General features: G+C 65.4%; 19 protein-coding genes. 11 read left to right on the forward strand and 8 right to left on the reverse strand.

All coding sequences use genetic code 11. The features are described 5' to 3' along the window. Positions 1-60: 60 nt before the first annotated feature. A complete protein-coding gene (locus ACD578_RS00990) occupies positions 61-282 on the reverse strand; it encodes a heavy-metal-associated domain-containing protein (protein WP_152718581.1) in 222 nt (73 codons plus the stop codon). A gap of 285 nt (positions 283-567) precedes the next feature. Between ACD578_RS00990 and ACD578_RS00995 the strand changes: the two genes are divergently transcribed. From ACD578_RS00995 to ACD578_RS01005, 3 genes are all read left to right on the forward strand, one after another. Next, a complete protein-coding gene (locus tag ACD578_RS00995) occupies positions 568-1,863 on the forward strand; it encodes an EAL domain-containing protein (RefSeq protein WP_404290069.1) in 1,296 nt (431 codons plus the stop codon). Between the two features lie 165 nt (positions 1,864-2,028). Next, positions 2,029-2,904: a TIGR01459 family HAD-type hydrolase gene (locus tag ACD578_RS01000; protein ID WP_404290071.1), complete on the forward strand. Its 876-nt coding sequence runs from the start codon at positions 2,029-2,031 to the stop codon at positions 2,902-2,904. A 248-nt stretch (positions 2,905-3,152) separates the two neighbouring features. After that, positions 3,153-4,097: a bifunctional riboflavin kinase/FAD synthetase gene (locus ACD578_RS01005; RefSeq protein WP_404290073.1), complete on the forward strand. Its 945-nt coding sequence runs from the start codon at positions 3,153-3,155 to the stop codon at positions 4,095-4,097. Between the two features lie 213 nt (positions 4,098-4,310). On the opposite strand, the gene ACD578_RS01010 is transcribed toward ACD578_RS01005, so the two are convergent. Continuing rightward, positions 4,311-5,480 carry a DUF3095 domain-containing protein gene (locus tag ACD578_RS01010; protein ID WP_404290075.1) on the reverse strand — a complete coding sequence of 390 codons (1,170 nt, stop codon included), beginning with the start codon at positions 5,478-5,480 and terminating at the stop codon, positions 4,311-4,313. A gap of 8 nt (positions 5,481-5,488) precedes the next feature. Further along, positions 5,489-5,992: a peptide-methionine (R)-S-oxide reductase MsrB gene (msrB, locus tag ACD578_RS01015; RefSeq protein ID WP_404290077.1), complete on the reverse strand. Its 504-nt coding sequence runs from the start codon at positions 5,990-5,992 to the stop codon at positions 5,489-5,491. Between the two features lie 294 nt (positions 5,993-6,286). Here msrB and ileS point away from each other — a divergent pair, with 294 nt between their 5' ends. The 8 genes from ileS to ACD578_RS01055 all read left to right on the forward strand — a co-directional run bounded on the left by ileS (position 6,287) and on the right by ACD578_RS01055 (position 18,093). Then, positions 6,287-9,235 carry an isoleucine--tRNA ligase gene (gene ileS, locus ACD578_RS01020; RefSeq protein WP_404290079.1) on the forward strand — a complete coding sequence of 983 codons (2,949 nt, stop codon included), beginning with the start codon at positions 6,287-6,289 and terminating at the stop codon, positions 9,233-9,235. 149 nt (positions 9,236-9,384) lie between these two features. Then, positions 9,385-9,852, forward strand: a complete 468-nt coding sequence (gene lspA / locus ACD578_RS01025) for a signal peptidase II (RefSeq protein WP_338105315.1) — start codon at positions 9,385-9,387, stop codon at positions 9,850-9,852. An 87-nt stretch (positions 9,853-9,939) separates the two neighbouring features. Then, entirely contained in the window at positions 9,940-10,578 is a 639-nt protein-coding gene (locus tag ACD578_RS01030; protein WP_152711356.1) for a hypothetical protein, read from the forward strand. Positions 10,579-10,793: 215 nt separating this feature from the next. Next, the gene (locus ACD578_RS01035) at positions 10,794-12,125 is read left to right on the forward strand and encodes a M16 family metallopeptidase (RefSeq protein WP_404290081.1); all 1,332 of its coding nucleotides are present in this window, start codon (positions 10,794-10,796) and stop codon (positions 12,123-12,125) included. Positions 12,126-12,151: 26 nt separating this feature from the next. Continuing rightward, complete coding sequence (locus ACD578_RS01040) at positions 12,152-13,429, forward strand: M16 family metallopeptidase (protein WP_404290083.1); 1,278 nt, start codon at positions 12,152-12,154, stop codon at positions 13,427-13,429. Positions 13,430-13,580: 151 nt separating this feature from the next. After that, positions 13,581-14,897, forward strand: a complete 1,317-nt coding sequence (locus ACD578_RS01045; protein WP_404290085.1) for a glucose-6-phosphate isomerase — start codon at positions 13,581-13,583, stop codon at positions 14,895-14,897. Between the two features lie 289 nt (positions 14,898-15,186). Further along, positions 15,187-17,040 carry a DNA mismatch repair endonuclease MutL gene (gene mutL / locus ACD578_RS01050; RefSeq protein ID WP_404290087.1) on the forward strand — a complete coding sequence of 618 codons (1,854 nt, stop codon included), beginning with the start codon at positions 15,187-15,189 and terminating at the stop codon, positions 17,038-17,040. Positions 17,041-17,238: 198 nt separating this feature from the next. Beyond that, positions 17,239-18,093: a transporter substrate-binding domain-containing protein gene (locus tag ACD578_RS01055; protein WP_404290089.1), complete on the forward strand. Its 855-nt coding sequence runs from the start codon at positions 17,239-17,241 to the stop codon at positions 18,091-18,093. Between the two features lie 111 nt (positions 18,094-18,204). Here ACD578_RS01055 and ACD578_RS01060 read toward each other — a convergent pair whose 3' ends face one another. From ACD578_RS01060 to ACD578_RS01080, 5 genes are all read right to left on the reverse strand, one after another. Beyond that, positions 18,205-18,609 carry a PilZ domain-containing protein gene (locus ACD578_RS01060; RefSeq protein WP_404290091.1) on the reverse strand — a complete coding sequence of 135 codons (405 nt, stop codon included), beginning with the start codon at positions 18,607-18,609 and terminating at the stop codon, positions 18,205-18,207. Between the two features lie 112 nt (positions 18,610-18,721). Further along, positions 18,722-19,765, reverse strand: a complete 1,044-nt coding sequence (mgrA, locus tag ACD578_RS01065; RefSeq protein ID WP_404290093.1) for an L-glyceraldehyde 3-phosphate reductase — start codon at positions 19,763-19,765, stop codon at positions 18,722-18,724. 284 nt (positions 19,766-20,049) lie between these two features. Next, the gene (locus tag ACD578_RS01070; protein ID WP_404290095.1) at positions 20,050-21,090 is read right to left on the reverse strand and encodes a zinc-dependent alcohol dehydrogenase family protein; all 1,041 of its coding nucleotides are present in this window, start codon (positions 21,088-21,090) and stop codon (positions 20,050-20,052) included. A 94-nt stretch (positions 21,091-21,184) separates the two neighbouring features. Next, complete coding sequence (gene rsmD / locus ACD578_RS01075; RefSeq protein WP_404290097.1) at positions 21,185-21,742, reverse strand: 16S rRNA (guanine(966)-N(2))-methyltransferase RsmD; 558 nt, start codon at positions 21,740-21,742, stop codon at positions 21,185-21,187. Positions 21,743-21,906: 164 nt separating this feature from the next. Beyond that, entirely contained in the window at positions 21,907-23,988 is a 2,082-nt protein-coding gene (locus tag ACD578_RS01080) for a pseudouridine synthase (protein WP_404290099.1), read from the reverse strand. Positions 23,989-24,025: the final 37 nt, after the last annotated feature.

The following is a 24,025-nucleotide window of genomic DNA, read 5'->3' on the forward strand; positions in this document are numbered from 1 at the left end:
TATCAAGGCGCCGCAAAAAGACCTTCGGGCGAAGCCCTGGAGCCGGGCGCGACCCTCGGCTCATCCGGTCATGGCGCGGGCCTCATAGCCGGCCGCATCGAGGGCGCGCGCCACCTCGACGCTCTGCGCCGTGGTCGCGACATGGACGCGCCCATGCTCCAGATCCACCTCGACCCTGGCGCCCGGATCGAGACGCTGGATCGCCTTGGTGACTGAAGTGACACAACCCTGGCAGGTCATTCCATCGACCTGCATCAGCAGATCCTTGCGGGGCTCTTCCATCGGATATGTCCTTTCTTATGCGCCGCCCTGTCCATCGACGCCATGGGCGGGCAACGCAGGGCTGCGAAAAAATGTCCATTGCGGGAATGCGAAACTTGCCCGGCGATTCGCCGTGATTCATTGTCTGTTAACAACTGATTCGCGCACTTTCGCCGAGCCAGGGGAGCGGGGGCACCCATGGTGACGAAGAACAATAAGATTTCGGGCCGAGAGCACTGGACTCAAAAGTGGATTCCGCTTTTGGATTTCATCCGACGCTCCTTTCCTTTCCAAGGGCATCGTTCGGTGCGAACCGAAGGTCCGCGTCCGCGAAAAGCCGGGTCCCCTTTTCCGCACGATGCGCGAGGGGACAGGAAGACGGCGCTCCTCGCCTTCACGCCGGCCTTTCTGACGGTCGCCGCTTCGGCCTATGTGCCGATGGAGGCGAGCCTCGTCCTGCCGCTTCTCGGCCTCGTGATCATGACCGTCTTCTTCGGTCTTGTCGTTCTGTGGTGGCAAGCAGAAACGGAGCGGCAGACATTGGCCATCCAGCTTGCGGGCCTCGAGCAGGAAGAGCGGATTCCGGCCGCTCCGCTGGTCCTGCGCCCACCGGTGCTTGCGGACAGCCCGGTGACTGTACTGCGCGAGCTGGCGCTGTCCGTCAGCTTGCAGGAAGCCAGCGCGGAGACGAGCCCGATGCTGCCCGAGCGCGTGCAGGCCGCGCGCTTCCCCGAGCCGTCCCTGCTGCCCTCCATGCGCAACCCCTCGGCCGAAGAGGTCAGCCGCATGAGGCTGGTGACCCAGGCCTTCGAGGCCGACCAGATCGAGCTGCACCTGCAGCCCGTGGTTTCGCTGCCGCACGGCAAGATTCGCTTCTACGAGGCGCTGGCCCGGCTACGCTTGGCGGACGGAACCCTGCTGGGACCGGCTGAATTCCTACCTCTTCTCGAGGCTTCCGGCCGCGCGTCGGATTTCGACCGGCGGGTCCTGATCCGCTCCATGGCCATCGCCCGCCATCTCGTCGCCCGCGGCAGCGAGGCCATCGTGGGCGTCAACCTCACGGCTCATTCCATCGCTGAGCCCGGCTTCCTGTGGTCGCTTGCCGGCCTGCTCGACACCAGCCCCGATCTTCTCGGCAAGATCGTCCTGGAAATGCCCCAGCACAGCTGGCGCCATCTCGACGCGGATCACAGAGCGGCGCTCGCAATGTTGCGCGAGCGTGGCGTGCCATTCTCCCTCGATCGCGCCACCGATCTTCGGTTCGACCCCAAGGCGCTGGCGGATCTCGGCATCCGGTTCATGAAGTTGCCGGCCGATCTCATGATCGAGGCGGCCGAGCAGGCGGATGGCCGCTATGCCGGGCCGGAGCTCGACGTGCGCGATTTCGCCTCGGCCCTGCGCCGCCAGGGCATCCGGCTCATCGCCGAGCGGGTAGAAGAGGAGGACACGGTGCCCATGCTCTGCGATCTCGGCGTGCCGCTGGCGCAGGGCTTCGTCTTCGCGGGACCTCGCCCGGTCAAGCCGGAGATTGCCGGTGAGCAGACGGCTCCGCAGCCCTTCGGCCTGGAGGATGCGCCGACCCTTCTGCGCCGCGCTGGCTGACCGGAACGACGCAAGGGCCTACCCGCCCGGGTTCGTCACAAGAGCGCCGGACCTGAACGTGGAACCCACTTTTAGGATCAATCCGACGCTCGTCATCTTGACTCACGCACCGTTTGGCGCGGAAAACCGGGCCCACTTTTCCGCCCGATGCGCTAGTGAGACCCCATGACCGCCTTGACCCGCCCTGTTCACGTCAAAGGCCTGCAACATCTCGCCGACCGCTACGATCTCGTCCTGTGCGATGTCTGGGGCGTGCTGCATAACGGTGTGAAGGCCTATGGGGCGGCCAGCGATGCGCTCACGCGCTTTCGCGCCAAGGGCGGACGGGTCGTCCTCGTCTCCAACGCGCCGCGTCCCGGTGCGTCGGTCGGGACGCAGCTCGACGGCTTCGGCGTGCTCCGCGCGGCCTATGACGCCATCGTCACCTCCGGCGATCTGACGCGGCTCGCCATCGAGGAGCGCATCGACAGGATCGTTCACCATGTCGGCCCGCCACGCGACATGCCGATCTACAACGGGCTCGATGTCCGTTTCGGCTCCATCGACGAGGCCGACTACGTGGTCTGCTCCGGTTTCGACAACGACGAGGAGGAGACGGTCGAGGATTACCGGGCCCCGCTCGAAGCCATGCGCCGGCGCGACCTGCTCATGGTCTGCGCCAATCCCGATCTCATCGTCGAGCGCGGGAACATGATTCTGCCCTGCGCGGGAACGATTGCCCTGGCTTACGAGGAAATGGGCGGCAAGGTCTTCTATGCCGGAAAGCCCCACGGTCCTGTCTATGATCGGGCTCTTAACGTGGCGGCCGAGTTGAGCGGCCGGGCCATTCCGAAGGAGAGGGTGCTCGCCGTCGGCGATGCGATCCGCACCGACATCGCGGGCGCCGTGGGTTTCGGCATCGACTCGCTGATGGTCGCCCGCGGCATTCACGCGGAGGAACTGGGCCTTCACAACGGGGGCTTGGTCTCGGATCACGTGCAGGATTGGGTGGACCGGCAGCCGGTCCGGCCCACAGCTTTTACGGAAGTGCTGTCCTGGTAGAGCCTGCCCGAGGCCCCTCACGTCATCAGGGGCCTAGTGCCGGTGATCCCGATGTGAGAGGCGCCGCGCTTCAAAGAAACGGGATGGCCGGGACAGGTCCGGCCATGACGTCCGAGGGTGTTATCGTCGTCCGAGAATAACGTCGGATTGGATCGCTAACGCAGCCTCCCTTGACCCGAGAGCCGGTTTTCGACAGGGTCGCGCCCGCACCGATACCTGCACAGATGAGTTCCGAGGTTTCTCTCCCGATGCCCACCCCGTTCGCGATCTGCCGCGATGGCGAGCCCGTGCCCGAGAGCCTCAAGGGAGCCATGGCGGCCATCGGCAATTTCGACGGCGTGCATCGGGGACACCAGCATCTCCTGAGCATGGTCCTGACCTCCGGAAAACCGGCGACGGTCGTCACCTTCGAGCCGCATCCGCGCACCTTCTTCCAGCCCGACAGGCCGCTGTTCCGGCTGACGCCCGAGGCCGTGAAGCTCAGGATCTTCGCGCGTCTCGGCCTCGACGGCGTTTTCCAGAGAAGGTTCAGCGGAAGCCTCGCGGCGCTGACGGCGCCGGGCTTCGTGGATCTGCTGGCGCAGGAGCTGCAGCTCTCAGGGGTGGTGATCGGCCACGATTTCCATTTCGGCCGCGGACGCGAGGGCAATCCGGCACGCATGGCCGAGCTTTGCCGCGAGCGGGGACTCGAATGCCTGATCGCTCCGGCCATCGTCGAAGGAACGGAGCCCGTTTCCTCCAGCGCCATTCGCGCCGCTCTGGAGGCGGGGGACATCGCCACCGCCAACCGGCTTCTCGGCTATCGCTGGTTCGTCCGGGCCGAGGTGCGCCACGGTGACAAGCGCGGTCGGGTCCTCGGCTATCCCACGGCCAATATGCGCCTGCCTGACGATTGCCGCCTCCGGCATGGCATCTACGCGGTCAGGGCTTCGGTGGCAGGCAAGCCCGTTGACGGCGTCGCCAGCTTCGGCCGCCGCCCCACCTTCGACAACGGCGCGCCGCTGCTCGAGGTGCATCTCTTCGATTTCGCCGGCGATCTCTACGGGCAGGTTCTTGACGTGGAGTTCATCGGCTGGATCCGCGGCGAGGAACGTTTCGACGGCATCGAGGCACTGATTGCGCAGATGGACCGGGATTCCGTCGAGGCGAAGCGGGTGCTCGCCGCGGACGGCACGGTGTCGATGATCGCTTAGCTGCGGTCAGCCCGGGGCTGCGCCGCGGTACGCGGGATCTGCCCCGAAGCTTCCACGTTATGGCCGGCCTTGTGCCGGCCATCTCGATAAAGTGGAATGCAGCGCTTTTCACAACGGGATCACCGGCACAAGGCCGGTGACGACGCAAATGGATATGCCCTTCCGCGCCCGAGCTCGGAGTCTGCTTCGCAGCTCCGGGAGTGACATGTAAGTCTATCCGGCCGGCTTCAGCGTCCGTGCGGCCATGGCATAGCCACCCATGGCGCCGTCGACGAAATGGATGTGATCGCTGCGGGTGGCCGAGGGCACGAAGCAGGTCATGAGGGCGGCGTCCTGCCGATGCAGGCCGTACTGGGCCGTCCCCTTGTGCTGCGCCTCCATGAGCAGGGCCTCCAATCGGTCGGCGAGGGCAGGGGTGCAGTCGAGCGTCATGCGCAGGCCATCGTCGAATTTGCGGAAGTCGGTGTTCTCGACGAGCTGGCGCCGATAGCGGGCGGGATCGAACCCGCCGACCTTCAGTCCGAACCGGAAGACCAGGAAGGAGATCAGGCGACGTCCGGCCAGCTTCGCCAACGCGCCGAGGCCCGCTCCACCCTTCTTGACGGTTTTCGCCTCCATGCCGAAGCCCTTGAAGGGCGTGGTCAGGGCGGGCCCGCCCTCAGGGAGGGGGCGGCCGGCCTCCTGGCCGTCGACCAGCGAGAGAACCTGCCCGACGAGAGCGTTGAAGGCGTCCGTGCTCGCCTTGGGATCGGGAAGAAGGATCAGGGAGAGAATGACGCCGCGCTCGGGGGTGATCTCGTCGAAGCGGCAGGTGAGACCGGTAAGGTCGGGCAGGGTGCCGGGTTGTGCGGGAGGAATGGTGAAGACGCCCTCCTTCATCCGCTGTTCGGCATAGGCGAGGCCGCCTCCGGAAAACATGGCATAGGAGACGTCGGGAGAAGCCGCGAAACGGGCGATACGCACGTCATGGCCTTTGGCTCGGATTTCCGACACCGGAACGACCGCGATGCGCAGTTCGAAATCGAACGAATCGCGCACCCAGGCCGCCACGGCCGAAAGCACTTCCCGCGCCAGATCGGATTGCGAGGCGGGCAGGGCGAAGCTCGCCCCGTCCCCGCCGAACACGAAGGGAAACTCGCTCGTGCCGAGCCTGTTGGAGACCGCCGCGATGACGGAGGCGGCGGCCGTGTTGACCTCCTTGTAGCGCCCGGCCCCGATGGCGGAGGTCGAGCGCACGATGTCGCTGAGGCCGAGCACCCAATCATCCGGTACCGGCATGTAGAGCCCGGGATCGGTCAATTGGGAGAAATGATCGAAGACGGGCAGGCGGGCGTAGAAGTCCGCTTCCGCCCTGCTGCCCGTCTGGGGACCAGTGGCGTCCATGGGTGGCCTTAGCCCACCACTTCGCCCTCCGGCGCTCCTCGGCCCAGCTCGTCAGGCAGCGGATCGCCTTCGGCCACGAAGCGCAGGGAGACCGAGTTCATGCAGTAGCGCTCGCCCGTGGGAGGCGGGCCGTCGTTGAACACGTGGCCGAGGTGACCCTCGCAGCGGGCACAGCGGATCTCGATGCGGACCATGCCGTAGCTGGTGTCGCGCACGAAGGCGACATGATCGCGGTCGATCGGGTCGAAGAAGCTCGGCCAGCCGGTGCCGGATTCGAACTTGGTGCCGGCGTTGAACAGGGGCAGCCCGCAGAGGCGGCAGCAATAGGTGCCCTTCTCCTTGGCCTCGTTGAAGATGCCGCAGAACGGGCGCTCCGTGCCGTGCTCCAGAAGAACCCGGCGCTCCTCGTCGTCGAGATTGTCGGTGAGCCTGCGGAGTTCCTCAGGATTCGGGGGTGTCAGGTCGAAGCCTGCGCGGGAGCGCTGTCCGGCCGTGGTGGTTGAGTCTGCCATGGTTCGATCCTTCCTGCCCGTCCTGTTGCTCGGGAGAGTATAGAGCTGGTTTCTGCCCTTAAATAGGGAGCCGTCCAGGCAATCACCACGCTTTATTATCCGGCCCGGCGCTGCTAAAAGGCTCGTCATGTCCATGCTTTCTCAGGCTCAGCTGGCGGCCCGCATAGGCGCTGCGCGAATTATCGGCCCGGCTTTCGCATGACCTGCGAAGGTCCGGGATCCTAGCCGCTCGCCCCTGACAGAAGCCTGATGAGCCCGCCTGATTTACGGGCCTCACGAGACCGATTGACCGTCATGACCGATAAGCCTGAAAGCGCCGCCCGAGACTATTCCGAGACCCTGTTCCTGCCTCAGACCGAGTTCCCCATGCGGGCCGGACTGCCGCAGCGCGAGCCGCAGCTCCTGCAGCGCTGGAACGAGAACAATCTCTACGAGCGCCTGCGCGAGGTCCAGAAGGGCCGTCCGCGCTTCGTGCTGCACGACGGCCCGCCCTATGCCAACGGGAACATCCATATCGGCCATGCGCTCAACAAGATCCTGAAGGACATGGTGGTCCGCTCGCAGGGCATGCTGGGCTTCGATTCCAATTACGTGCCGGGCTGGGACTGCCACGGCCTGCCGATCGAGTGGAAGATCGAGGAGGAGTATCGCGCCAAGGGCAAGAACAAGGACGATGTGGACATCGTCGAGTTCCGCCGCGAATGCCGGGCCTTCGCCGAGAAATGGATCGACGTGCAGCGCGAGGAGTTCAAGCGCCTCGGCGTCGAGGGCGACTGGACGAACCCCTACCAGACCATGTCGTATGACGCGGAAGCGCAGATCGCCCGCGAGATCATGAAGTTCGCGGTGAGCGACCAGCTCTATCGCGGCTCCAAACCCGTCATGTGGTCCTCCGTCGAAAAGACCGCGCTCGCCGAGGCCGAGGTCGAGTATCACGAGAAGACCTCCACCACGATCTGGGTGAAGTTCAAGATCACCAACACGCTCGACGGCGATCTCGACGGCGCGTCCGTGGTCATCTGGACGACGACTCCCTGGACCATCCCGGCCAACCGCGCCATCGCCTATGGCGAAAACATTGCCTACGGCCTCTACGAGGTCACGGAAGCGGCGGAAGACAATTGGGCGAAGGTGGGCGACCGTCTCGTCATTGCCGACAAACTTGCCGCCGACGTGTTCGCATCCGCCCGCGTTGCCGAATACAGGCGCGTGAAGGACGTGCTGCCGGTGATGATCGAGCGCTGCGCGCATCCGTTCCGCGGGCTCGACGGCGCGAACGGCTACTGGGACTTCGGCGTTCCGGTGCTGCCGGCCGATTACGTGACCGACGATGCAGGCACGGGCTTCGTGCACACGGCTCCCGGTCACGGCGCGGACGACTACAACACGTACGTGAAGCACCGCGACGTGTTCGCCGCCTGCGGTACGAAAGAGGTGCCGCACACGGTCTCGCCGGATTCGTCCTACTTCCCCGACGTGCCGTTCTTCGCGGGCGAGCGCATCTATGACGACAAGGGCAAGGACGCGGGCGCCAACGAGGCGGTGATCAGGAAGCTCGTCGAGGTCGGCGCGCTCATCGCGCGCGGGCGTCTCAAGCACCAGTATCCGCATTCGTGGCGCTCGAAGGGCCCGCTGATCTTCCGCAACACGCCGCAATGGTTCATCTCCATGGACAAGCCGCTCGACGACAAGGGCGACACCCTGCGTCAGCGCGCGCTCCATGGCATCAAGACCGTCGAGTGGGTGCCGGAGACGGGCGAGAACCGCATCAACGGCATGATCGAGAACCGGCCCGACTGGGTGGTCTCGCGTCAGCGCGCCTGGGGCGTGCCGATCGCGGTCTTCGTGAAGAAGGGCTCCAACGAGATCCTCAAGGACGACCGTGTCAACAACGCCATCGCGGAGGCCTTCGAGATGGAGGGCGCGGATGCATGGTACGCGGATGACGGTTCGCGCTTCCTGAAGGCGGGCGGCCACGACCTCGACGATTTCGACAAGATCAACGACATCCTCGACGTGTGGTTCGATTCCGGCTGCACCCACGCCTTCGCCCTCGAAAAGCGCGACGACCTGAAGGTCACGCGCAAGGTGGATGGCGGGCCCGATCAGGTTATGTATCTCGAAGGCTCCGACCAGCATCGCGGCTGGTTCCACTCCTCGCTGCTCGAGAGCTGCGGCACGCGCGGCCGCGCGCCCTACGACATCGTTCTGACCCACGGCTTCGTCCTCGACGAGAAGGGCCAGAAGATGTCGAAGTCGCTCGGCAACGTGGTCGCGCCACAGAAGGTGATCCAGGATTCCGGCGCTGACATCCTGCGCCTTTGGGTGGCGGCGTCTGACTATTCGGACGACCTGCGCATCGGCCCGGAGATCCTGAAGACCTTCGTCGAGACCTATCGCAAGCTGCGCAACACGGTGCGTTGGATGCTGGGTTCGCTGGCGCATTTCCGCGAGACCGACAAGGTTGCCGTGAACGAGATGCCGGAGCTGGAGCGCTTCGTGCTGCATCGCCTCGCCGAGCTCGATGGCGAGATGCGCGAGGCCTACTCCACCTTCGACTACAAGCGGGTGATCGCGCTTCTCAACTCGTTCATGACGACGGATCTGTCGGCGTTCTATTTCGACATCCGCAAGGACGCGCTCTATTGCGATCCGATCTCGAGCCCCGTTCGCAAGAGCGCGCTCACCGTGATCGATCAGGTCTTCCGGTGCGTGGCGACTTGGATCGCGCCGATCCTCGCGTTCACGGCGGAGGAAGCCTGGCTCGCGCGCTATCCTCAGGCCGAGTCGGTGCATCTCGAAACCTTCCCGCAGGTCCCGGCGGAATGGCGCGACGAGGCGCTTGCCGAGCGCTGGGCGAAGATCCGCCGCGTGCGCCGCGTGGTCACCGGCGCGCTGGAGATCGAGCGTGCGCAGAAGCGCATCGGCGCGAGCCTCGAGGCGGCGCCTGTCGTCCATATCGCCGATGAGAGCCTGTTCAAGGCCGTGCAGGGTCTCGACCTTGCAGAGATCTGCATCACGTCCGGCATCCAGGTGGCGAAGGGTGATGGCCCGGCCGAGGCCTTCCGTCTTGAGGACGTGAAGGGCATCGCCGTCGTGCCGGCACTCGCTCAGGGCCGCAAATGCGCCCGCTCGTGGAAGGTCACGCCCGATGTCGGCACCGATCCCGATTACCCGGACGTGACGCCCCGCGATGCGGCGGCCTTGCGCGAGTGGGATCAGCTGAAGGCGGCGGCGGAATGAGCAAGTCCGAGGATACCGGCTCGCCGCTCACCGATGCGGGGATGACGTCTCGACCCGGCTCGCCGCGTCCGCGCGTGGCGAACCGGCCGCGCGCCTCGAAGGGATCGGGCAGGGGCCGTACGGCTCAACGAGGCCTGTCCGTCGCTGCGATCCTCGGCTTCTCGGCTGCCCTGATCACCCTCATTCTCGATCAGGTCACCAAGCTCTACAGCCTGTTCGTCTACGACTTGCCGGTGAAGGAGCCGGTCGAGTTCGCTCCCTTCATCAACCTGATCGTGGTCTGGAACCGGGGCATTTCTTACGGACTGTTCCAGCAGAACTCGGAGATCGGCCGCTGGGGGCTGATCGTTATTTCCATCCTGGCCGCCATCGGCCTGTCCTTCTGGATCCGCCGGACCACGGCCAAGCTGCTCGCCGTCTCTCTCGGGCTGATCGTGGGCGGAGCGATCGGCAATGTCATCGACCGGCTCGCCTACGGGGCCGTGTTCGATTTCATCCAGATCCACATCGGCTCGTGGTCCTGGTACGTGTTCAATGTGGCGGACGCCGCCATCGTTGCGGGGGTGGTCGGTTTGCTTTATGACTCCTTCGTCCTGGAGGGGCGGCGGGCAAAATAACGATATTTTATCGCGCCGTCTGCCATATGTTCGCCAGAATGAGCGATCAGGCCTTCCGGCCACAATGAGAAACTAATGGTGGGTGCCATGAAGGGAATGAAAATCATCGGCCGGGCGGGGGCCTTGGCGCTTCTGATCGTCGCCACCGGCGCTTCGGCCCAGGAAGGCGAGGCCGTGAAGAGCCTTCTCGGCAGCATCGGCATCCTTCCCAAGGAAAAGGCACCCATCACCTACAACGAGCGTGCTCCGCTCGTGCTGCCGCCCAAGATGGACCTGCCGGCTCCGGCCGCAGGCGGCGGTGCCGAGGCGCGCAACGGCAGTTGGCCCAAGGATCCGGACGTGGCCGCTCGCCGTAAGGCCGCCGCCGAGGCCCGCACGCCCTATACCAGCTCCGAGCTCTACAAACACTCCGAAGGCAAGCCCCTCTCCATCGAGGAGATGCGTGCCGGACGTAACCCGAACAATTATTCGAACGGCCCGCAGGGCCCCGTCGGCCGCCAGACCGATATTGGCCGCATGAGCCCCGACGAGCTGCGCGCCTTCGCGAAGGATGATAAGCCGGAGCTGCAAGGCAATGGCCTCGACCGCCGCTACCTGAGCGATCCTCCGGGCACACTGCTCAAGGCCCAGGGCGGCGGCCGGCTCAAGGCTTCCGCCGATCCGATCCCGTCGGGCGATCCCGACAGCCCGTCGGCCTATCTCCGCCAGCAGCAGAGCAGGCAGTAAGCATTGTCTCTCCCTTCTTTCTTCAGGCGAACGGGTTCACCCGCTTCGCCTGAAAACGTTATGGGGACTATGAAAAGCCAAGTCTGTCCCAGCGACTCCAGACAAAGAGTGCCGCACAGGAAAGATCAGCGGCTTCGCTTGCATAGCCCCCTAATTTGACTATCCCGTAGGAACCATCCTGCGAAACGATTTGATGTCGCTAAGGTTGAAACGTCATGGACACTGCCTCAAAGCCCCTTCTTCGCGCTGACGCCGCCTCCTTCGGGCGGACGGAAGGCAGTGGTCCGAACCTGTCCTCCTTCACGCTCGATAACGGCCTCGATGTCGTCGTCATTCCGGATCGCCGCGTTCCCGTCGTCACGCACATGGTCTGGTACCGCAACGGTTCGGCGGACGATCCGCTCGGACAATCGGGCATCGCGCACTTCCTCGAGCACCTGATGTTCAAGGGAACCGAGAAGCATCCGGCCGGCGAGTTCTCGAAGGTGGTCTCCGGCCTCGGCGGTCAGGAGAATGCGTTCACCTCGTTCGACTACACGGCCTACTTCCAGCGCGTCGCCCGCGAGAACCTCAAGACCATGATGGAGTTCGAGGCGGATCGCATGACGAACCTCCTTCTCGAAGAATCCGTCATTGCCCCCGAGCGCGACGTGGTGCTGGAAGAGCGCCGCATGCGCGTCGAGACCGACCCTTCCGCTCAGCTCTCGGAAGCCATGGCGGCTTCGCTCTTCGTGCATCACCCTTACGGCATTCCGATCATCGGCTGGATGCACGAGATCGAGACGCTCAATCGCGACAACGCGCTCGATTACTATCGTCGTTTCTACACGCCCGAGAACGGCATCCTGGTCGTTGCAGGCGACGTGAGCGAGGACGAGGTACGCCGCTTGGCCGATGCCACCTATGGCCGCATCGCGCCGCAGGGCAAGCGTCCGGTGCGGCTGCGTCCGCGCGAGCCGGAGCCCGTGGCTGCGCGTCACGTCACCGTAGCCGATCCCAAGGTCGAGCAGCCGACCATGCAGCGGCTCTATCTCGTGCCGTCCTGCCGCACGGCATCGCAGCGCGATTGCTATGCGCTCGAGCTTCTCGCCGAAGTGATCGGCGGCGGCCCGACATCTTATCTCTACCGCAAGCTCGTGATGGAGCGCGGCATCGCCGTGAACGCCGGCGCCTGGTACATGTCCTCCGCCATGGAGGACACGCGTTTCTGCGTCTATGCGGTACCGGCCGAAGGCGTATCGCTGCAGGCGCTGGAAGAGGCCGTCGATCAGGTGCTCAAGACGATTCCCGCCGAGGCGCTGGATGCGGATTCCATCGAGCGCGCCAAGACGCGCCTCGTTGCCGAGACGATCTATTCCACCGACAGCCAATCCTCGCTCGCCCGCATCTACGGCTCGGCGCTCGCCATCGGCGAGACCATCGAGGAGGTGCGTCGCTGGCCGGTCGAGATCGAGACCGTTCTGAAGGACGATCTGGCCTCCGTCGCCGAGCGCTATCTCACCCCCCGCCGTTCCGTGACGGGTTATCTGCAGAAGTCGGCTTCCTGACCGCCTGCACAAGAACCGAGGTAACCATGACAGCTTCTGTCGAAACCATGTCCTCGTCTCCGACCACGGTGAAGGCCCTGACCTCAGCCCGCGGCGTCGAGGCTTGGCACGTCGAATCCGACGTGGTGCCGCTGATTGCCGTTTCCTTCATTTTCGAGGGCGGCTCGGCACATGATCCTGCGGACAAGCCCGGCGTGGCGCAGATGCTCGCGCGTCTGCTCGACGAAGGTGCGGGTGAATACGATTCCGATGCGTTCCAGGAGCGTCTGGCGGCGAACGCCATCGAGCTGTCCTTCAATGCCGGCAACGATGCGCTCGGGGGTTCCCTGAAGACGCTGGTCAAACATGCGGACGAAGCCTTCGAGCTGCTGCGCCTCGCGCTCGCCGAGCCGCGCTTCGATCAGGATTCCATCGAGCGCGTCCGGGCCCAGACCATCGCGGGCCTGAAGTACCAGCAGAACGATCCGGGCGTCATGGCGACGCGCCGGTTCTTCGAGGAAGGCTTTGCCGGCCACCCCTATGGTCGCCCGACCTCCGGCACGCCCGAGAGCGTTGCGGCAATCACGCGGGATGATCTCATCGACATGCATAAGGCGATCATCGCCCGCGGTCGCGTGAAGGTCGCCGTCGTTGGGGCCATCGGCAGCGACAATCTCTCGGTTCTGCTCGACAAGGTGTTCGGCTCCTTGCCCGAGGCCGAGGCGCTCAGCATCATCGAGCCCGCGTCACTGCAGATGCTGGGGTCGCGCATCGTGGTCGATCTTGACGTGCCGCAATCGGTCATCCGCTTCGGCATGAACGGCATTGCCTGGCGTGATCCGGGCTTCATCCCGGCCTATGTGCTCAACCACATCCTCGGCGGAGGCGCCTTCACCTCGCGCCTGTTCCAGGAGGTGCGCGAGAAGCGCGGCCTCGCCTACAGCGTCGGCACGTCCCTCGTGAGCTACCGCTCGGCGAGCATGACCTGGGGCTACACCGCCACCAAGAACGAGCGCGTGGTCGAAGCGCTCGACGTCATCGCCGACGAGATGGCGAAGCTGACGAGCGAAGGCCCGTCCGACGACGAGTTGCAGAAGGCCAAGGATTATCTCATCGGTTCCTATGCACTCGGCTTCGACACGTCGACCAAGATCGCCCATACCCTGGCGCAGATCGCCTTCGAGGGCCTCGGCATCGACTATATCGGCCGCCGCAACGGCCTAGTCGGTGCGGTGACGCAGGCCGACATCCGCAAGGCCGCCGAACGCATCTTCGGCGACGGAAAGATGCTCACGGTGATTGCTGGACGGCCGACAGGGGTGTGAGGCTGCCATGATGGTCGGAGATTTCCGGCCATCGCACGGAATAACCATCGGGCACAGGTGCGATCGGTGAGGCCGAAATCCTCGACCCTAGCCTCGGGCCCCGCTCTGCCCTAATCTTTCGCTCCCACTTTGAACGAGTCGGAGTACGCTCATGGCCCTGCAGCAATCGATCGATCTTGCCCTTGACGCCAATATCGGGGGAGGCGGTCTGACGCAGGCGGCGCTCGACGACGCGCTGGGGCTTGTCGGAGATGCCATGAAGCGGCTGGCCGAGGACGATGCTTCGGGCCGGCTGCCGCTGCTCCACATGCCTCGCACCACGGACGATCTGGCAAGCATTCGCGAGGCGGCGGCCTTTCTGCGCGATGATGCGACGGATGTGGTCATTCTCGGCGTTGGCGGATCGAGCCTCGGCGGGCAGACCCTGGCTCAGCTGAAGGATTATGCGGTGCCGGGCACCGGGCGGTTCACCGAGAGTCCGCGCATCCACTTCCTCGACAATCTCGATCCCATCACCTTCGACCGCGTCCTGCACAAGCTGCCGCTCTCCTCGACCAAGTTCGTGGCGATCTCGAAATCCGGCGGTACGGGCGAGACGCTGATGCAGACCATTGCCGTGCTCACGGCCCTGGAGAAGGCAGGCCTGCGCTCCCATCCCAATGATCTGTTCCTCGGCCTGTCCGAGCCTCGCAAGGATGGCGGCAAGAATGCTCTTCGCGATCTCCTGGAGCCTGAGGGGGTGCGCTTCCTGGACCACCACACGGGTATCGGCGGGCGCTATTCGGTGCTGACCAATGTGGGCCTTTTGCCGGCCGCCGTGCTCGGTCTCGACATCGAAGCCATCCGGCAGGGCGCGGCGGATGCCTATGAACCCTTCCGAAAGGGTGCGGCGGCCAAGGACGCGCCGGCCGCTCTGGGCGCTGCGCTCAACGTCGCGGCGGCGAAGGCCGGCAAGGGCATTGCGGTCACCATGGCCTATGCGGATCGTCTCGAGCGCTTCACCCGCTGGTGGGTCCAGCTCTGGGCCGAGAGCGTGGGCAAGGACGGCAAGGGCACGCAGCCCGTCGCCGCCATCGGGCCGGTGGACCAGCACAGTCAGCAGCAGCTCTATCTTGCCGGCCCCAACGACAAGCTCTTCACGGTGTTGACCACCGGCGTTGCCGGCAAGGGCCCCGTCATGAATGAGGCGCTGGCCAAGCGCGCGGGCCAAACGGGCTTCGCAGGCAGGACCATCGGCGACCTTGTGGCTGCCCAAGGCCGTGCCATGGCGGACACCTTCGCCAAGAACAGCCGCCCGACCCGTCAGATTCATATCGAGACCCTGAACGAGCGTGCTCTGGGCGAGCTTCTCATGCATTTCATGCTGGAGACGATCCTGGCCGGCTACGCCACGGGCGTCGACCCGTTCGATCAGCCGGCCGTGGAAGAAGCCAAGATCCTGGCGAAGGAGTATCTGACGCAGGGGTGAGGGATCATCATTCCACGTCATGCCTCCACATCATGCCTCCATGTCATGGCCGGCCCTGTGCCGGCCATCTCGATAAGGAGAGGCGCGCCGCTTCATGCAATCGGGATCACCGGCACGAGGCCGGTGATGACGGCAAGCGATATGTCCATCCTGGGTACCGATCCCGGATCGGCTGCGCCGTCCGGGATGACACGTGAAGTCAGCAGGGGAATAACGTCGCGCGTTCTGGTTTCCGCCGCCTTCAGCCCCTATGTTCTCTTCTTACGAATCTGAAGGTTAGACGCCTCGCATGCATGTCCGCCGCCTCGATCCCATCCTCGTCGACCGCATCGCTGCGGGCGAGGTCGTCGAGCGCCCGGCGGCAGCGGTGAAGGAGCTCGTGGAGAACGCCGTCGATGCGGGCGCCTCCTCCATCGAGATTGCCGTCGAGGCCGGCGGGCGGCGCCTGATCCGCATCATCGACGACGGCCGGGGCATGACCCCGGAGGATGTGGAGCTGGCGGTCGAGCGCCACGCCACCTCCAAGCTGCCGGACGGCGATCTGTTTTCGATCAACACGCTGGGTTTCCGCGGCGAAGCATTGCCCTCCATCGGCGCGGTCGCGCGCCTCGCCATCGTCACCCGGACGGCCGAGGCCGAGACCGGCTCGTCCATCGTGGTGGAGGCCGGCGTCAAGGGTCCGGTGCGACCGGCACCCGCGCCCAAAGGCACGCGCGTCGAGGTGACGGATCTGTTTGCCGCTACGCCCGCGCGTCTGAAATTCCTCAAGAGCGACCGCTCCGAGGCTCAGGCGGTGGCGGAGATCGTCAAGCGCTTGGCCATCGCGCATCCGACGATCCGCTTCACCCTGTCGGGCGAGCACATCACCGCCTTCACCTACCCGCCGGAGGAGCCCGGCGAGCATGGTTTCCTGCGCCGTCTCTCGCGCGTGCTGGGGGCGGAGTTCCACGAGAACGCCATGTCCATCGGCGTCGAGCGCGAGGGCGTTCGGCTCACCGGCTTTGCGAGCCTGCCGACCTATCATCGCGGCACCGGCACCGCGATCCATTTCGTGGTCAATGGGCGGCCCGTGCGCGACAAGCTGCTGCTCGGCGCCGTGCGCGGCGCCTATGCCGATGTGATGGCGTCCGACCGGCATCCGGTGCTTGCCATCATGATCGATCTCGATCCCCGCGCGGTGGACGTCAACGTGCATCCGGCCAAGACCGAGGTGCGCTTCCGCGATCCTGCTTTCGTGCGCGGCTTCGTGGTGGGGGCGCTGAAGGAGGCCATCACCCGCTATGCCTTCCGTGCCTCGTCGACCGGCGGCACGCGTACGCTGGAAAGCCTGCGTCCTCATGGGGCGCTGCCGTCGCCTCGGGCCTATCCTCATCGCACGCATGGGATGATCCGTCCGACCAGCGCCTTTGCCAATTGGCAGGCTCCGCTCGATGGATCGGAGAGATCGTACGCTCCGGCGTCCGGACTTGCCGAACGACAGGCGAGCCTTCCCGATCTTGCAAGCCCCTCCGCCGACAGCCGGGCAACGCTTCACGAGGTCGAGTCGGAAACGGAAGAGGCGCCTCTCGGCGCCGCCCGCGCGCAATTGCACGGCACCTACATCGTCGCACAGACGCAGGACGGCATCGTCATCGTCGATCAGCACGCGGCGCATGAACGCCTCGTCTACGAGCGCCTGAAGCGTGAGCGCGCTTCGTCGGGCATTGCGCGGCAATTGCTGCTGATCCCCGACGTGGTGGATCTCGATCCCGTCGATGCCGACCGCGTGCTGGCGGAGGCCTCGTCCCTCGAGAGCCTCGGTCTCGTGGTCGAGCCTTTCGGTCACGGCGCACTGCTCGTGCGCGAGGTGCCCTCCGCGCTCGCGGGCGGGCGTATCAAGGCGTTGGTGCAGGACGTGGCCGATGCGTTGGCCGAATGGGGGCAGGGGGCTGCGAGCCCGCTGGAGGAACGTCTGGACGCCGTGCTCTCGCGCATGTCCTGCCACGGCTCCATCCGGGCGGGGCGGCGCATGCGGCCCGAGGAGATGAACGCCCTGTTGCGCGAGATGGAAGCGACGCCGCTCTCCGGCCAGTGCAATCACGGACGGCCGACGTACGTGGAGCTCAAGCTGACGGATATCGAGCGGCTGTTCGGGCGGCGATAGGGAACACTGCCGTGGAGGGCGGACGTTCTACGCATATGCGTGAAAATGCGCTAAAGTTGCTAGTGCTGAGATAGGTTTTATCCCGTGCTGCCGGCGCCTTTGTTCGCCCTAAGTCATCACAACGGTGTGACGTGCTTCGAACGATTACGAGCAGCGCGATTTAACCTTAGGCCAGCCCTTTGAAACAGGAGAATGGCGATGAAGGTCTCAAAAATCGTTGGTGTATCTCTCCTCGGCGCCGCGCTGGCGGTTGGTGGCGCCTTCGCACAGGGCAAGAAATGGGAAACCGTCAAGATCGCCACCGAGGGCGCCTACGAGCCGTGGAACTTCACGGGCCCCGGCGGCAAGCTCGAAGGCTTCGAGATCGACCTCGCCAACGAACTCTGCAACCGAATGAAAGTGAAGTGCGAGATCGTGGCCCAGGATTGGGACGGCATCATTCCGGCGCTCACCGCCAAGAAGTACGATGCCATCATGGCCGGCATGAGCATCACCGACGAGCGCAAGAAGACCATCGACTTCTCGAACCCCTACGCCGCCGGACCCAACGGCTTCCTCGTTTCCAAGGACTCGCCGCTCGCCAAGATGCCGGGGACCGGTCAATCCTTCAATCTGTCGACCCAGCAGGCGGCTGCCGAAAAAGCCATCGCCGATCTGAAGCCGCTCCTGAAAGGCAAGACCATTGGCGTCCAGACCTCGACCATCCACTCGAACTTTGCCGACAAGTATCTGAAGGACGTCGCCGAGATCCGCGAGTACAAGACCACAGAACAGCATGATCTCGATCTTGCGGCGGGGCGCATCGATGCGGTTCTGGCGGATGCAACGGCTTTGAGCGGAACCCTGCGCAAGCCCGAGTTCAAGGACTATGCCCTGGTCGGACCGTCGATCACCGGTGGTCTTCTGGGACCTGGCGTCGGTGCCGGCCTTCGCCAGGAAGACACCGATCTGAAGGCCATGTTCAACGATGCGATTGCAGCCGCCAAGGCGGATGGAACCATCAAGAAGTTGTCCGAGAAGTGGTTCAAGATCGACATCACGCCGGTGACTTGAACGGCGTCGCAATCACTGAATGTCGGCTGACGGACAGTGATTGCCATGAACCACGGGCTCGGCAGCAATGCGCGATCAATTCGCCTGCCGGGACGATGTGCTGACGATCGGTTAGACGGAAGTGCGGTAGAGCTTGAGCTCTTTGCGCGCCGGAGCCGATGCAAGATGGGCCGGCATGGCGGCCTGATCGAGGCAATCCTCGAATCGCAGTGACTCGGCTGCATTCACGGCCGGGGTCATATCGGATTCTTCGGCGCTGAACGCGACGCCCGCGAAATCGCCATGGCGCCAGCACACCCGTGCGCGGCGAACCTGCAGGTCATGGGCCGCGATGTACAACTCGAAGGTTTCCGGCAGGTCCATGTGCCGCTTGACCGCGATCCTGGCCCCGCCGGTGGAGATATCCTTCACCAGGCAGGAGATCATCGCCTCAGGACCCAGCATGATTTTTGCCGGGTGATGGGTGCGAAAACGCCTGGCTTGCCGACGATTGTCGATGGCGGTGACGGGAACCATGGAAGCGACCTTGGGACAAATGGCCAATGAACCTTGGCATTAACCATTTGTTAACCGGCATCTCAAGTCCCTCCTAAGGGGTATTCGCCTAATTGCTGAGCCTCCTCGCGATTCAGCGCGACGGTCCTTTGCGCTCCGCCGAGGCCGCCCAGATGTTCAGGTTGCCCTCGCCGGCATGTCGGTCGATTTCGGCGAGCTCGTCCGCCGTGAACGACAGGTTCTTGAGCGCGCCGACACAATCGACGACCTGCTCGGGGCGGCTCGCGCCGATGAGCGCCGAGGTGACGCGTCCGCCGCGCAGAACCCATGCCAGCGCCATCTGCGCCAGGGTCTGGCCGCGCCGTTCGGCGATGCCGTTGAGGCCGCGGATGCGGGCGATGTTGTCCTCGTTGAGGAAGCTCGTGCGCAGAGACTTGCCCTGGGCCGCGCGGCTCTCGTCGGGAATGCCGTCGAGGTACTTCGTCGTCAGCATGCCCTGCGCCAGCGGCGAGAACACGATGGAGCCGAGGCCCAGATCCTCGAGGGTGTCGAGCAGCCCGTCCTCCTCGATCCAGCGGTTGAGCATGGAATAGCTCGGCTGGTGGATGATGCAGGGAGTCCCGAGCTCGCGCAGGATGGCGAGAGCCTCGCGGGTGCGCTGGCTGTTGTAGGACGAGAGGCCGACATAGAGCGCCTTGCCCTGCCGCACGGCCGAGTCCAGCGCCAGCATGGTTTCTTCCAGAGGCGTGTCCGGATCGAAGCGGTGGGAATAGAAGATGTCGACATAGTCGAGCCCCATCCGCTTGAGGCTCTGGTCGAGGCTGGAGAGGAGATACTTGCGGCTGCCCCACTCGCCGTACGGGCCGGGCCACATGCGGTAGCCCGCCTTCGTGGAGATCACCAGCTCGTCGCGCAGGCCATGGAAATCGTTGCGCAGAATCTCGCCGAACAATGTTTCTGCCGAACCGGGAGGAGGGCCGTAATTGTTGGCGAGATCGAAATGCGTGATGCCGAGATCGAAGGCTGTCCGGCAGATCTCCCGCGCGGTCGCGGCCGACTTGTCCTCGCCGAAATTGTGCCAGAGCCCGAGCGAGATCGCCGGCAGCAACAGTCCGCTGCGGCCGCACCGATTGTAGATCATCTCGTCGTAGCGATTTTCAGCGGGCAGGTAGGCCATCGAACTCTCCAGCGGGCAATTAGGCAGAAGAGTTACATAGCGCGTCTCGTGCTTGTTCAACAACATGAACGCACGATGTGGCGCGTGTTTCCCTCCCCCTTGCGTGGAGGGGCCGGGTGGAGTGGTGCAGCTGGGTGAGTCCTTCCCGTCATGGCCGTCCCCGGACTTGATCCAGGGGTCAGTCCCGGCCATCCCGATCAGGAAGAGCGTTGCCCCTCAATCAATCGAGATCACCGGCACAAGGCCGGTGATGACGAGCGAGGGGTATGGAACGTTTGCCGTTCTCAGAAACGCGTAATGACGCTGATGCCAAGTCCTTCGAACCGATCCATGGCCATGAGGGCGTCGGGCGCCTCGTCGAGGCTGATGTGCTTGCCGACGAGTTTCTGCGGCGCGAGCTTGCCGGTGCGGATCATGGCCATCATCTCCTGGTAGCGGAAGGCCTGCATGCCGTGGCTGCCGTAGACCTCCAGCTCATGCGCGATGATCTGCGCCATCGGCACCTGCGCGCGGGCATGCTCGCCCACCATCAACCCGACCTGCACGTGACGCCCGCGGCGGCGCAGATTGGCGATGGAGTTGAAGCAGGTGGCCGGATGGCCCAGGGCATCGATGGACACATGTGCGCCGCCCTTGGTGATTTCCTTGACAGCTCCGACCACATCCTTGCTGTCTCGCGCATTCACCGTCGCCACGGCTCCCAAGGCTTTCGCGAATGCGAGCTTCTCGTCCGTGAGATCGATGGCGATCACGTTCGCCCCCATGGCGCCCGCGATCATGATTGCGGACAGCCCCACACCGCCGCATCCATGCACCGCCACCCATTCCCCGGGCTTTACGCGTCCTTGGTCGACGATGGCGCGGAACGACGTGACAAAGCGGCAGCCGAGGCTCGCCGCGGTGGCGAAATCCAGTTCCTCCGGGAGCGGGACGAGGTTCGTATCCGCGTAATCGACTGCCACATATTCCGCGAACGAGCCCCAGGCCGTGAAACCCGGTTGGAATTGCTGCTCGCAGACCTGGTGATTGCCGGAATGGCATTCATGGCAATGGCCGCATCCGCCGACGAACGGCACCGTGACGCGATCACCCTTCTTCCAGCGCGTGACCTGCTTGCCGGTGGCAAGCACCGTGCCGGCGAGCTCGTGCCCCGGCACATGCGGCAGCACCACGTCGGGATCGTGTCCCATCCAGCCGTGCCAGTCGCTCCGGCACAGGCCGGTCGCCTCGACCTTGATCACGACGCCTTCCGCGGAGGGCGTCGGGTCCGGCACGTTCTGCACGCGCGGCGGCTGCCCGAACTGCTCGAAGAGAACTGCTTTCATGATGAGCCTTTCCTACGCGACCAACAGGGAAGGGGCGGTATAGCGGGCAGATGATGATGGGACAATCGCACGGACATCTGCCGGCTGAGGAGGGTTAAGCGCGATACCGCCCGAACACCACCTTCGTCTCCCCGTAATCGCGCCGCTCGATCTCCTCGAAACCTTCCGGCAGCGTGAACTCGACGCCTTGCGCCTCTTCCACGATCACAAGCGCATCGGGCACGAGCCAGCCGCCCTCGGCGCAGGAGCGCAGGGCTTTCGGCGCGAGGTCCCGGCCGTAGGGCGGATCGCAGAACACGATGGAGAAGGGCGCATTGGGCGCGGCCCCGCCCATGCGGGTGGCGTCGCGGCGGAAGAGGCGGGTGGCGCCGCCGGCGCCGAGAGCCTCGACGTTCTCGCGGATGATGCCGCGGGACTGCGCCCCGTCGTCGACGAAGAGCGCGAAGGCGGCGCCGCGTGAGAGCGCCTCCAGCCCCAGGGCGCCGGTGCCGGCGAAGAGGTCGAGCACGCGCGCGCCCTCGACGGGATCGTCATAGCCGTGCTGCAGGATGTTGAAAAGCGTCTCGCGCAGGCGGTCCGAGGTCGGGCGGATCGCGTCCGAACTCGGCCCCTTGAGCGAGCGGCCGCGCCAGCGCCCGCCCACAATTCTCATGGCATGATTCCCAATTCAGAAACTCTTCAGAAGCCTTCGACCTGAGGAGGCCTGAAAGGCCGTCTCGAAGGACGAGGGCGTCTCCGATGCTCTCCGGACCCTCCTTCGAGACGGTCGCTTCGCGACCTCCTCAGGATGATGACCAGGATGGTGTCAGGCGCTGGTCAACGGCGACCGCGCGGGCCGCCCTTGGAACCGCCTTTGAAGCCGCCCTTCGAGGCTCCGCCCTTGGACGCGCCTCGAGGACCGCTCTTGAAGCCGCCGCCTCTCGGGCCGCCACGGGAAGGGGCATCCCCTCGCGGGGGGCCACGGCGGGGACGGTCGTCATCGCCACGGGCGCGGAACGGACGGTCCCCCTGTGGCTTGCGCGGGCGGTCGTCCCCGCCCTCGCGGGACCGGAAGGGGCGCTCGCCTTGATGAGAGCGCGGACGATCCTCCGCTCCCTCCGAGCGTGCCCGGAAGGGCCTGTCGCCGGCGGGACGCCGCGGGCGCTCGTCATCGCGGCGCGAAGGACGTTCTCCACCCTCGCGACCGCGGCGGGCCGGAGCCGCATCGCGGTCGTCACGGCGGCGCGGACGATCCTCGCCACCGGCAGCGCTGCGGCCCCTGCGGGGAGCGGGCGCCTCCTCTTCCTGCGGCTGGCGCACGAGGCGCTCCACCACGACCTTGCGGCCTTCGCTCGACGAAATGGCGCCGACACGCTCGCGCTGACGCTCCGCGCTGGCTGTGCGAGCCTCCTTCGGATCGGCACCGCGGCGCGGGGTCTTCCGGCGCGGGGCGTCCTCGTCGGTTTCACCGGCGCGCCACACGCTCGTCTTCACATCGAGGCGCGACGGGCGCTTCCTGGGTTCCTCCTCGTCGCGGCTGAAACGGTCGCCATCGCGGGAGCGTGATGGCCGCTCATCCCCATCGCGGTGACGGCGGGGGCGCTCGTCATCCCGGTCTCTGCCAAAGCGCGAGGGGCGCTCGCCGCGCTCATCACGATCCTGCCCCTTGGGAGAGCCGAAGGGCGCGATCGGCTCGCGCACCGGGCTTTCGAAATCGACACCCGCCTCGAGGGCGAGCGCTTCGCCAAGCTGATCCTTCAGCACCTTGGTGCGCACCTCTTCCACGAGGCCGACCTCGAGGTCGCCGAGCTGGAACGGGCCGAAGGACATGCGGATCAGGCGGTTCACCCGGACGCCCAGATGCTCGAGGATGCGCTTGATCTCGCGGTTCTTGCCCTCGCGCAGGCCCATGGTGATCCAGGCATTGTCGCCCTGCACCCGGTCGAGACGCGCCTCGATGGGGCCGTAATCGATGCCGTCGATGCTGATGCCGTCGCGTAAGCGGTCGAGGTCCGCCTGGTTGATCTCGCCGTGGGCGCGCACCTTATAGCGCCGCAGCCAGCCGGTATCGGGATGGGCGATCATGCGGGCAAGACCGCCGTCGTTGGTGAGCAGCAGAAGCCCTTCCGTGTTGATGTCGAGCCGACCGACCGCCACCACGCGGGGCAGGTCCTCGGGCAGGTTGTCGAACACGGTCGGCCGGCCTTCCGGATCGCGGGCCGTGGTCACGAGGCCGCGCGGCTTGTGGAAGAGCCACAGGCGCGTGCGCTCCTTGGCCGGCAGGGGCTCGCCGTCCACGGTGATCTTGTCGGCCGCCGTCACGTTGATTGCGGGGGATTCCAGCACCTTGCCGTTGAGGGTGACACGGCCCTCCGCAATCAGCACCTCCGCGTCGCGGCGGGACGCGATGCCGGCACGGGCGATGACCTTGGCGATACGGTCCTCGGTGGGCTCCTGCGGTTCGGCCTGAACCTCGGGGCGCTCTTCGCGGGCGCGGCGCGGACGATCCTCGGCGGAGCGGTCGAAGCGACGCGGGCGTTCGTCGCCGGAGCGGCCGCGGAAAGGCTTGTCACCGGCGCTGCGGGCGCGGAACGGCTTGTCGCCACCCTCGCCGCGGGGCCGGAAGGGCTTCTTGTCGCCGCTCTCGAAGCGGCGAGGACGATCATCGTTATCCCGGCTGCGGAACGGCTTATCGCCACCTTCTCCGCGCGGGCGGAACGGCTTATCGCCATCGCGGCTGCGGAAAGGCCGGTCGCCTGCTTCACGCGGCTTGCGCGGGCGGTCATCGTCGCCTCGGGCGCGGAAGGGGCGCTCGCCGCCCTCGCGGGGTTTGCGGAAGGGCCTGTCACCGGAGGTGCGGCTGCGGTCGGAGCGTCCCGAGGAGCGGCCCCTGCGATTATCGTCGTTGCTGTCGGTCATGGGAGCCTGATAGCAGAGGAGTGGCAGAGAAGCGAGG

It is taken from the genome of Microvirga sp. RSM25, from assembly GCF_044784385.1.
Lineage (GTDB): Bacteria > Pseudomonadota > Alphaproteobacteria > Rhizobiales > Beijerinckiaceae > Microvirga > Microvirga tunisiensis.

Bases quoted from the DNA above. Each gene is read 5' to 3' on its own strand.
- mgrA (WP_404290093.1), bottom strand. From the start codon at position 19,765: ATGGCCTACCTGCCCGCTGAAAATCGCTACGACGAGATGATCTACAAT.
- ACD578_RS01030 (WP_152711356.1), top strand. From the start codon at position 9,940: ATGAAGGGAATGAAAATCATCGGCCGGGCGGGGGCCTTGGCGCTTCTG.
- mutL (WP_404290087.1), top strand. From the start codon at position 15,187: ATGCATGTCCGCCGCCTCGATCCCATCCTCGTCGACCGCATCGCTGCG.
- ACD578_RS01060 (WP_404290091.1), bottom strand. From the start codon at position 18,609: ATGGTTCCCGTCACCGCCATCGACAATCGTCGGCAAGCCAGGCGTTTT.
- ACD578_RS00990 (WP_152718581.1), bottom strand. From the start codon at position 282: ATGGAAGAGCCCCGCAAGGATCTGCTGATGCAGGTCGATGGAATGACC.
- msrB (WP_404290077.1), bottom strand. From the start codon at position 5,992: ATGGCAGACTCAACCACCACGGCCGGACAGCGCTCCCGCGCAGGCTTC.
- ACD578_RS01005 (WP_404290073.1), top strand. From the start codon at position 3,153: ATGCCCACCCCGTTCGCGATCTGCCGCGATGGCGAGCCCGTGCCCGAG.
- ACD578_RS01010 (WP_404290075.1), bottom strand. From the start codon at position 5,480: ATGGACGCCACTGGTCCCCAGACGGGCAGCAGGGCGGAAGCGGACTTC.
- ACD578_RS01000 (WP_404290071.1), top strand. From the start codon at position 2,029: ATGACCGCCTTGACCCGCCCTGTTCACGTCAAAGGCCTGCAACATCTC.
- ACD578_RS01045 (WP_404290085.1), top strand. From the start codon at position 13,581: ATGGCCCTGCAGCAATCGATCGATCTTGCCCTTGACGCCAATATCGGG.
- ACD578_RS01040 (WP_404290083.1), top strand. From the start codon at position 12,152: ATGACAGCTTCTGTCGAAACCATGTCCTCGTCTCCGACCACGGTGAAG.
- ACD578_RS01055 (WP_404290089.1), top strand. From the start codon at position 17,239: ATGAAGGTCTCAAAAATCGTTGGTGTATCTCTCCTCGGCGCCGCGCTG.
- ACD578_RS01035 (WP_404290081.1), top strand. From the start codon at position 10,794: ATGGACACTGCCTCAAAGCCCCTTCTTCGCGCTGACGCCGCCTCCTTC.
- ileS (WP_404290079.1), top strand. From the start codon at position 6,287: ATGACCGATAAGCCTGAAAGCGCCGCCCGAGACTATTCCGAGACCCTG.
- ACD578_RS01070 (WP_404290095.1), bottom strand. From the start codon at position 21,090: ATGAAAGCAGTTCTCTTCGAGCAGTTCGGGCAGCCGCCGCGCGTGCAG.
- rsmD (WP_404290097.1), bottom strand. From the start codon at position 21,742: ATGAGAATTGTGGGCGGGCGCTGGCGCGGCCGCTCGCTCAAGGGGCCG.
- ACD578_RS01080 (WP_404290099.1), bottom strand. From the start codon at position 23,988: ATGACCGACAGCAACGACGATAATCGCAGGGGCCGCTCCTCGGGACGC.